We start from the raw sequence: 9576 nt of genomic DNA, 5'->3' as shown, positions 1-9576 counted from the left end.
ATGCCTGGCTGGTGGTGCAGAAGAACCTTGGCGCCGACTCGCTCCAGCGATGGCTAATGGAGTCCCTGTCGGAGGACTTTGCAGTGCGACGGGCAGACACGTCGAAATCGTTCCGCATTCTTCATGTGAAGCGGTCCGGTGGTCCGGCCGACGGAAAGATGTAGCCACAGCACCCCTGGAATTCGGCGGAATTACCGCCAGGAACGACCAGAACGTTCATGCGGGCGCCGGAGGACAATTCCACGATTCCACGGGGCGAATGTCCTCCAACTAACCGCGCCTATTATCGATTCCCCACCCGGACGGGAATCCTCCGGCGCCCGATCGCCGAACTGCCGCATTCAAACCGGTGGCCGCTGCTGCGCTTCCCTGATAAAGTCCGTGAACATGAATGGGCGCCAGCCCGTTCATCAGGGCAAACCGGGTGCAAATCCGGGACGCGAAGCCACGGGACCCACGCGGTCCGCCGGGCTACCGAACAGCAAGGGTCTCAGCCATGCCTCACACCTGGTTATCACAAGCGCCGGTAACTGCAGCCTTCCACAGCACTCTGGCCGGCACTCTGGTCGGCACTGGTGTTGCCGGGCTACGGGCAGTCGACGCCAGCGTATCGGATCCTCGCCAGGGAGTGAGTACCGCGGAGGCATGAGCACGAACAGCGAACCGTGGAAGCTGGACCCCGAGCAGGGGTCGGCCGTTGTCATCGAGGATGACGCCGACATCCGAAACCTCGTGATCGCTGTGCTGCGGCAGGCCGGGTTCGACGTCGACTCCGCGGCAACGGGACGCGACGGCATGGAAGTAGTGCGCCGGCACCCGCCGACCGTGGTCACACTGGATGTGGGGCTACCCGACATCGACGGGTACGAGGTGCTTCGGCGAATCCGCAGTATCAGCGACTGCTACGTCATCATGCTCAGTGCCCGGGCGGATGAACGGGATACCCTCACCGCTTTGCAGGCCGGAGCCGACGATTACCTGGTCAAGCCGTTCCGTCCGCGGGAACTGCGAGCGAGAATTGATGCGCTGCAGCGTCGTCCGCGCCCTGGGGCAACGCGTCCGCGACAGACACCGACCACGCCGGGCCCCACTCCCTCCGCCCCTGCCGCTGCCCCTGCCCCTGCCTCGAGGGGTGCAATGACGCTCAGGCACGGCGAATTGACCCTCGACAAGGAAGCCCAGACGGTACGACTCTCCGACGAAGAACTGCTTCTGACCAGGAGTGAATTCGATCTGCTGGATGACCTCCTGCGCAGTAATGGAGCCGTCCGGACAAGATCAGCGCTCGTCGGGGTTGTCCGTGGCGAGGAATATCGGGGGTATTCCTACGTCAGCGACGCGGACCAACGCGCGATCGAAGTTCACACCGGGAACCTGCGTCGCAAGCTTTCGACGAGCGCCCGTAATTCCGATCTGATCACCACGGTCAGGGGAATTGGGTACCGGCTTATTCCCCTGTCCCAGCAGCAGCCCGCAGCGGAATAACGGGAGGGGTACTATCTACCCTTCCCGGGGAATATAGGTCCGGAAAAGTTCTGTGGTGGTGTCGGACCCGCACGTTGCCACGCAGGCGAGGGTTCCCGCCGCGGCATCCATGTCGTTATTCTCGATGAGCTGCTCGAACCGGGTAGCCAGGAAGGCGAGCCGCGCGGCTCCGACCATGGTGGAGGTTACCTTCACACTCAGCGCAGCCTCCATCGCCCGAGCCTGGTCGCGCTGCTGGACAGAGCTCGCCAGCCGCTGATATTTCCCATCCCATGACTGCGCGAAATCGCGGGCGAACGCATGAACCGTCGTCGGGCTGTCGAAGTCCTCCTCCAGATTACTCAGCACCCTCCGGTCCACCAACGGCTCGTTCCCGATGCACAGTGCGAACGGGGCGGAGGGGCCCGGCTCGCTACCGGCGTTTGCGCGGACAGCAGGCCCGTCGTCAGCTGAGGGAAAGTATGGGGAGGACACTCCCAAATGCTACGTGCATTCCCCTCGGGAAACCGGCACTTTTACGCAACCTGCGTAAACCTTGCGCTTTGTGCCTGATGCGGTGTTGGCGAGGGCAGAACCCCTGCGGATCCTCAGGAAGCGATGTGGGGGAGACTGACGCTGAATGTCGAGCCTTTCCCTGGTGCACTGACGCAGGAGATTCTGCCGTGGTGTCCCTCGACAATGGCTTTCGCGATGGATAAGCCGAGTCCCGTGCCGGGAATGGCCGAGGTCCGCGCCGAACTGGTGCGGAAGAACCTATCGAAAACCCGCGCCGCATCCGGAGGCGACATTCCCACGCCGGTGTCGCGGACGTCCAGCCTGAGCTGCCCGCCTTCGGTGCGTGCCCGCACAGCGACCATGCCTCCCGTTGATGTGTACTTGATCGCGTTGGAGAGGAGATTGTCCAATACCTGGCTCATCCGCAGTGGATCGGTATGCGTCCAGAGAGGCGCAGGGACGTCGGTCTTGATCTCGATGCCTGCCGCAGCCGCTTGCGGAGCCACGGAACCGACGACCGAATCGATCAGACCGGCGATATCCGTCTCGCGCGGATGAACCGTCATCGCCGCCGAGCTCGACAGCAGCAGGTCAGCGACCAACTCCATGAGACGCTCGGCATTCCGGTGCGCAATCTCGACATAGTGGGCGCTCACTTCCGGATCTTTCTCGCTCAACGCGAATTCGAGGTTCCCCAGAACGGACGTCAGTGGGGTCCGGAGTTCATGGGACACCGTAGCGATCACCTCGTCCTTGGCCGTGATTGCCTCGACCAGGCTGGTGACGTCGTTGGAAGCGACGACTGCCCCTGCGAAGTCGCCGGCCTCGTCGTTGACAGCCCGGGCAGCCGTCGACAGCGCACGCGCGCCGGCGCCGTCGCCGATCCACACCAGGTAGTCAGCGAACGTTTCCCCTTTGGTGGCCCGAACCACCGGCACCTTGTCCGCCGGCAACCGGGTCTTCCGGTCCTGCCCGTACAGCGGCGCGCCGGGCCCGTCCACAGCCAGGTGGTCCCCGCTGACGCCGGTGCGATCGAAAATCTCCTGCTGGTGGTTGCGCAGGGTGACGGATCCGGTGGTATCCACGGCGGAAACGCCGACATCGATGGTGTCCAGGATGGTCTTGAGAAGGCTCTCCCGTCTCTCGCTCGATTCAAGCAGTCTCCGTAGGTCGGTGTCTTTCCGTTCCAGCTTCCGCTGCTGGAGGGCCATGGTGGCTGTCACGAAGCGCACCGCCGACGCCACCGCCAGCAGCATGAGCGCCAGCAGCACGGTCGAGGTCAGTTGGGTCGCGGTGGCTTCCGCAGGTGCGCGCAGCAGGGGAACCAGGCCCATCCCCAGGGGAACCAGGAAACTGGCCAGCACTGTGGAGGTCGGGAACCGGCCGGAGGCAGCCAGCCAGATCACCGGGAAGATCAGCAGGATGCCGAGTCCGGGCAGGTAATCGAGTGCGCCGTTCCGCGAGAGGACAATGGCGACCATATCGCCCAGGGGAATGCTCAGCGTGGCGACCGGAGGAAGCCGCTCCCAGGGGACGATCCAGCACAGAAGGAAGAGCAGGGCGTGGATCAGCAGTGCCGCCTGAAACAGACCCTCGCCCAGAAGTCCCGGCCAAGCGGCGGGTGCGGCCAGTGCCAGGCACACCAGGATCATCGTCAGCGGGAACTGACTCAGCCCCATCCGGGTTCTTGGACTCAGGCGTTCCAGCAAGGGCCTCTTGGAATCCCCCTCAAACATCGAACTGGCGGATCGTGTCGGGCGCGCGCTTCGAGAGACAGGCGTGCAGGAGAGAGACCATGGATTCATTATTACTGCTTCCACAGGAAGTACGGCAGAAGACGCTCCAATGCTCCTGAAGTTCCGGGCGGGAGGCGCCCGCTACGGGCCGGCGGGGAACGACGCCGGAAACAGCACGCCCTCCGCCACCAGCTCGGCCGGTCCGCTCAGTTCGACGTGCTCCCGCCCGTCCACCCCTGCATGGAACACCACCCCGACAGCACCGCCGGGGACGCCCACCGCCCAGCGGGACGGCGCCGAGTCCCCCGCCCAGTACCGGATGGCGGCGGCTGCCGCGCAGGCTCCTGTGCCGCAGGACTGGGTCTCCCCCACGCCCCGCTCGTGGACACGCATGGTGACCACGCCTACTCCGTCCTCGACCAGCGGATCATGGGGCACGACCAGTTCGACATTCGTCCCCTGCGGCGGAGTGGGTGTCACGAGCGGGGCCGCATGCAGGCCTGCTGCTGCCAGTTCCTCCGGGCTCGCCAGGGCGACGACCGTGTGCGGGTTGCCCATGCTGACGGACAGGGCGGGCCGCGCCACATCCAGTCCCTGCACCTCGACGAGCGAGTCAGTCCCCCGGGCGATGGCGCTGTCCGGGTGGATGAACTCCCAGGGCCCCATGTCCACGGAGTACCCGTCCGGGGACGCGGCCACTCTTTTCACCCCGCCACGCGTTGCGACGGCAACGGTTGCTCCAGCCTCCAGGGAAACCAGCCCCTTCTCTGCCAGGAAATGAACGAACACCCGCACACCGTTGCCGCACATCTCGGAACTCGAGCCGTCGCCGTTCCAGTAGTCCATGAACCATTCGGCGTCCGGGAAACCCTGCAGCAGCGCCCTGCCTTCGGGAACATGCTCCGAGCGCACCGCGCGGATCAGTCCGTCTGCTCCGACGCCACGGTGCCGGTCACAGGCGGCTGCAACACTCCTGCTGTCCAGATCGATCTGCCCGCTCGGATCAAGGATCAGGAGAAAGTCATTGCCCGTTCCGTGGCCCTTGACGAAGGGAATTCCTGCGAGCAGATTAGGTTGCTTTTGGGGCGTCTGGGCTGGCACGCTCACCCTCCTGGGTTGAAGCTCGTTGGTCCGTATTTTTCCAGGCGGGCAGCCCGTCGGGTAGAAGGCTCAAACATTTCTCAAGCAGGCGAGGGTCCTCGCCATCCAGCCAGTCCACGCGCGGGTCTCCACGGAACCAGGTTAGCTGACGCTTGGCGAAGCGCCGGGTGGCAGCAATCGTCTCGTCCACGGCGGCGTCTTCGGACAGGGAACCGTCGAGAACCTTCAGAAACTGAGCATAGCCCAGCGCCCGGGACGCCGTCCTGCCCTCCTTCAGTCCCTGGCCGGCCAACTGCTCCACCTCGGAGCGCAAGCCGGCGGCCACCATCGCGTGGACCCGCTGTCCAAGGCGAAGCCGCAGTCTATCCCTGTCCACCCCCAGTCCCACCTGAAGGGCGGGCTGGTGGTACCGACGCTCGGGCATGAAGGAACTGAACGGACGCCCGGTGATTTCTGATACTTCAAGGGCACGGACGAGCCGCCGGTTATCGGTGACCCTGGCGGCTGACACCGGATCGACTGCTGCCAGGCGCTCCCGCAACGCCGAGGATCCCCTCTTTTCGAGTTCTTCCTCAAGGCGCTGCCGTACTCCAGCGTCAGTACCGGGAAACTCGAGCTGGTCGAGAACAGCCCGCACATACAGCCCCGACCCACCGGTGAGGATCGGCGCCTTGCCACGCTTCCGGATCCCATCGATGGCAGCCCGTGCGGCCTGCTGAAAAGCAGCGACGCTGGCTTCCTCACGGACGGAAAGGGTGTCAAGAAGATGATGGCGGACGCCCCGCCGCTCGGTGGTGGAAAGCTTCGCGGTACCGATATCCATACCGCGGTAGAACTGCATGGCATCGGCATTGATGATTTCCCCGTCAAGCTCCAGCGCCAGCCGAACGGCGAGGTCCGACTTTCCGGAACCTGTGGGACCCACGACGGCGATCACCGGTGCCTCGGGAGTCGTGCGATCTGCGTCAGGCATGTGATCCTCCTGCGGCAGCTGATCTGCCCCCGGCACAAAGCTCCTTACTGACACCCGCATTTTCCGGCGGTCAGCCGGCCAGCCCGCGGATCGGAAGCGACGGCATGCCGAGCGGGATACCGCGGGTCCCGGATCCACCGGCGCCGGAGGAGGGCGCGCCGCAGGAGTCCGCCTGCGAACGGTCCCACGCCTCCCCGGCACGGGACGGGCGCACGCTGTATTCCAGCAGCGATGCGGGGTCGGCGATGAGGTGGAACGGCGCGGCACGGCTCACGGTGACGGTGACAAGGTCCCCGGGCCGCGGCCTCTGCCCGCCGTCGGGCACTGAGAAGTGGACGAGCCTCTGATCCCTGGAGCGCCCCGACAGCCGGTGGGTCTCGGCGCTCTTCCTTCCCTGGTGCGCGGTGACCAGGACTTCGACCTGCCGGCCCACCTGCACCGCGTTTTCTTCCTCGCTGATGCGGTCCTGGAGCGCCGTCAGCCGCTCGTAGCGCTCCTGCACAACGTGCTTCGGCACCTGGTCTGCCAGCTCCGCTGCGGGAGTGCCCGGGCGCTTCGAGTACTGGAAGGTGAAGGCGGTCGCGAACCGGGACTTCTCGACGACGTCGAGCGTGGCCTGGAAATCCTCTTCCGTCTCGCCGGGGAACCCGACGATGATGTCGGTGGAGATTGCCGCGTGCGGCATCCGCTCCCGCACCCGGTGGAGGATCCCGAGGAACTTCGCGGACCGGTAGGAACGACGCATGTCCTTCAGCACGCGGTCGGACCCGGACTGCAGGGGCATGTGCAGCTGCGGCATGACGTTGGGGGTTTCAGCCATCGCCTCGATGACGTCATCCGTGAAGGCGGCGGGGTGCGGGCTGGTGAACCGGACGCGCTCCAGGCCCTCGATCGCTCCGCAGGCCCGCAGGAGCTTGGCGAACGCACCGCGGTCCCCGAACTCGACGCCGTAGGAATTCACGTTCTGGCCGAGCAGCGTGACCTCGATCGCGCCGTCGGCCACCAGTGCCTCGATCTCCGCCAGGATGTCCCCGGGCCGGCGATCGCGCTCCTTCCCGCGCAGGGCTGGGACGATGCAGAACGTACAGGTATTGTTGCAGCCCACGGAGATGGAAACCCAGCCCGCATATACCGAGTCACGCTTCGTGGGCAGCGTCGACGGAAACACCTCGAGCGATTCGAGGATTTCGAGCTGGGCTTCGTCATTGTGGCGGGCCCGCTCGAGCAGAGCCGGCAGCGCACCGATGTTGTGGGTTCCGAAGACTGCGTCCACCCAGGGCGCTTTCCGCAGGATCGTGTCGCGGTCCTTCTGCGCGAGGCAGCCACCCACTGCAATCTGCATGCCGGGGTGGGTTTCCTTCACGGAGGCGAGCATCCCGAGGTTTCCATAGAGCTTGTTGTCCGCATTCTCACGGACGGCGCAGGTGTTGAAGACGACCACGTCGGCCTGCCCTCGCGAGACGGCGGCGTAGCCGGCGTCCTCAAGCAGTCCGGAGATGCGCTCCGAGTCGTGGACGTTCATCTGGCAGCCGAAAGTGCGTACTTCGTAGGTGCGCGGGCTGCCTGTCTCGTTCTGCTGAAGCGGGGCCGGCGACGGCACGGGGGCTGTAATACTCACACCCTTAAGGGTACGGCGGGCCGACCGTGAGCCCACAATCGTCATCGGCCTGCCTCTCGCTCATGGCGTCCCTGATGAGGGAGAACGCCAGGCTCTGGCTGTAGCCCTTCCGCGCCAGCATGCCGACCAGCTTCCGGGTTTCCTTGTCGCGGATTCGCCGGTCAGACAGATCGATGCCGGCACGCATCTTCCGGCGGATCAACTGCACGGCCGAGGCACGCTCGTCGTCGTCGCTGACCTGGGCCAGGGCCTCCTCGGCCAGCTCGGCAGGCACGCCCTTGTCGGCAAGTTCCCTCTTCAGGACCGACCGGGCCAGGGACCGCGTCTCCGCGCGGCTGCGCACCCACATCATCGCGAACTCGGCGTCATCGATGAGCCGCACTTCCTCGAAGCGGTCGAGCACCGCAGCAGCAACGTTGTCGGGAACGTCCCGCTCCGTCAGCTTCTGGGCGAGCTGGTACCTGCTCTTCGGCGCCATGGCCAGATGACGGAGCACGATGGTCCGGGCGAGTCCGTACGGGTCTCCCGATGGCTCCCCGGCACGCTCGGAAAGGATCCCGGACTGAGCTGCGCGCCCGTCCCGATCCGGGGTGCCGCTCGACCTGTCCTCCTGATCCGGACGAGCCCTGGAATTGGGCGCCTCCCTACGTCGGCCGTCTCCGGCGTCCTTCTCGCGATCGGTCTCGTCATGGGAATCAGGGCCGGGCTCCGCCTCACAAGAGGAGTCGGCCCCCATCACCGGGCCGTACGGCGATTCCTGCCCGGGGCGCCGCCTCCGGGGATGGGGACCGGAGGCGGCGCGGCCTACGGCATTCCTGCTTCCGGCCTTGGGACTCTTGCTCCTGCCGAAAGATCCGCGGGAAGGGTCGGATGTTCCGCTGGAACCAAAAGCCCCTTCCGCAGCCATCCGGCTACTCCCCGCTGACGGCCTTGAGCTTCGGAGTGCCCTCGGCCTCCTCCGGCTGGACGCCGATCCCGAGCTTGGTTCGGATCTTCTGCTCGAGTTCATCAGCCAGGTCCGGATTGTCGATCAGGAACTTGCGGGCGTTTTCCTTGCCCTGGCCCAACTGGTCGCCGTCGTAGGTGAACCAGGCGCCGGATTTCTTGACGAGCCCGTTCTCCACGCCCACGTCGATGAGTCCGCCCTCCCTCGAAATTCCATGTCCGTAAAGGATGTCGAATTCCGCCTGCTTGAATGGTGGAGCCATCTTGTTCTTCACGATCTTGGCCCGCGTGCGGTTACCCACCGGGTTGACACCCTCCTTGAGGGTTTCAATTCGCCGGACATCGATGCGCACTGATGCATAGAACTTCAGCGCCTTGCCGCCCGTCGTCGTCTCAGGACTGCCGAAGAACACGCCGATTTTCTCACGAAGCTGGTTGATGAAAATGGCGGTCGTGTTGGTCTGGCTCAACCGGCCGGTGATCTTTCGCAGGGCCTGGCTCATGAGCCTGGCCTGGAGGCCCACGTGGCTGTCTCCCATGTCGCCTTCGATCTCGGCGCGGGGTACGAGCGCAGCCACCGAGTCGATCACCACGACGTCGATCGAGCCGGACCCGATCAGCATGTCCATGATTTCCAGGGCCTGCTCGCCGGTGTCGGGCTGGGACACCAGCAGCGCATCGGTATCCACCCCGAGCTTCTTGGCGTACTCGGGGTCCAGGGCGTGCTCGGCGTCGATGAACGCGGCGATGCCACCGTTGCGCTGGGCGCTGGCGACGGCGTGGAGTGCGACGGTGGTCTTGCCCGACGCTTCAGGCCCGTAGATCTCCACGATCCTGCCGCGGGGAAGCCCTCCGATGCCGAGAGCTGCGTCCAAAGCGATGGAACTGGTGGAAATTGTCTCGCGGGGGGCACGAATCTCGTCACCAAGACGCATGATCGAGCCTTTGCCATACTGCTTGTCAATCTGGGCAAGTGCAGCTTCAAGGGCTTTCTCGCGGTCGGCTGGTGCGGCCATTATTCACCTCGGTTTGGTTGTGGCCCTGTAGGCCGTTTGCGTGTTCGTTCCGACCCTATCGGCCGGCTCTGACATTCTGAGGAGTGCCCTTGCTATGTGGACAGTCCGACGCCGCGTGCTTCCTCTATCCTAGCGCCGACCGAACAAAGTTTCGAATAATTGGTAGGTGTGTCCGGGGCCCCGTCCCGTTCCCACTCCCGGCAGGAC

General features: G+C 65.1%; 8 protein-coding genes, 1 pseudogene and 1 riboswitch. Of the genes and pseudogenes, 2 read left to right on the top strand and 7 right to left on the bottom strand.

Going from position 1 to position 9576, the window contains the following annotated elements; all coding sequences use genetic code 11:
• Together Y704_RS25205 and Y704_RS0109180 are read left to right on the top strand one after the other, a co-directional pair.
• Nucleotides 1-164, top strand: a pseudogene (locus Y704_RS25205) (16S rRNA methyltransferase); the annotation flags it as partial.
• A 240-nt stretch (nucleotides 165-404) separates the two neighbouring features.
• Nucleotides 405-479, top strand: a riboswitch (cyclic di-GMP riboswitch).
• Between the two features lie 166 nt (nucleotides 480-645).
• The gene (locus Y704_RS0109180) at nucleotides 646-1485 is read left to right on the top strand and encodes a response regulator transcription factor (protein WP_051476860.1); all 840 of its coding nucleotides are present in this window, start codon (nucleotides 646-648) and stop codon (nucleotides 1483-1485) included.
• A gap of 15 nt (nucleotides 1486-1500) precedes the next feature.
• Here Y704_RS0109180 and Y704_RS20090 read toward each other — a convergent pair whose 3' ends face one another.
• The 7 genes from Y704_RS20090 to recA form a co-directional block, all read right to left on the bottom strand.
• Nucleotides 1501-1959 (bottom strand): Hpt domain-containing protein, encoded by a 459-nt coding sequence (locus tag Y704_RS20090; RefSeq protein WP_155850290.1) that lies wholly within the window; start codon nucleotides 1957-1959, stop codon nucleotides 1501-1503.
• Between the two features lie 113 nt (nucleotides 1960-2072).
• Entirely contained in the window at nucleotides 2073-3659 is a 1587-nt protein-coding gene (locus Y704_RS0109170; protein ID WP_253904274.1) for a sensor histidine kinase, read from the bottom strand.
• A 198-nt stretch (nucleotides 3660-3857) separates the two neighbouring features.
• Nucleotides 3858-4817, bottom strand: coding sequence for a diaminopimelate epimerase (gene dapF, locus Y704_RS0109165; protein WP_026549902.1), 960 nt, complete (start codon nucleotides 4815-4817; stop codon nucleotides 3858-3860).
• Nucleotides 4786-5790 carry a tRNA (adenosine(37)-N6)-dimethylallyltransferase MiaA gene (gene miaA / locus Y704_RS20085; protein ID WP_081747510.1) on the bottom strand — a complete coding sequence of 335 codons (1005 nt, stop codon included), beginning with the start codon at nucleotides 5788-5790 and terminating at the stop codon, nucleotides 4786-4788. The genes dapF and miaA overlap by 32 nt, the downstream gene beginning before the upstream one ends.
• 70 nt (nucleotides 5791-5860) lie before the next feature.
• Nucleotides 5861-7402, bottom strand: a complete 1542-nt coding sequence (gene miaB, locus Y704_RS0109155; protein ID WP_275451060.1) for a tRNA (N6-isopentenyl adenosine(37)-C2)-methylthiotransferase MiaB — start codon at nucleotides 7400-7402, stop codon at nucleotides 5861-5863.
• Nucleotides 7403-7412: 10 nt separating this feature from the next.
• A complete protein-coding gene (locus Y704_RS20080) occupies nucleotides 7413-7886 on the bottom strand; it encodes a regulatory protein RecX (RefSeq protein WP_081747514.1) in 474 nt (157 codons plus the stop codon).
• Nucleotides 7887-8319: 433 nt separating this feature from the next.
• A complete protein-coding gene (gene recA / locus Y704_RS0109145; RefSeq protein WP_026549900.1) occupies nucleotides 8320-9369 on the bottom strand; it encodes a recombinase RecA in 1050 nt (349 codons plus the stop codon).
• Nucleotides 9370-9576 lie beyond the last annotated feature (207 nt).

Origin of the sequence: Arthrobacter sp. Br18, assembly GCF_000520555.1 — a bacterium.
Classification (GTDB): domain Bacteria; phylum Actinomycetota; class Actinomycetes; order Actinomycetales; family Micrococcaceae; genus Arthrobacter_D.
The sequence above is the reverse complement of the archived record's forward strand: the minus strand, read 5'-3'. Positions and strand labels throughout refer to the sequence as shown.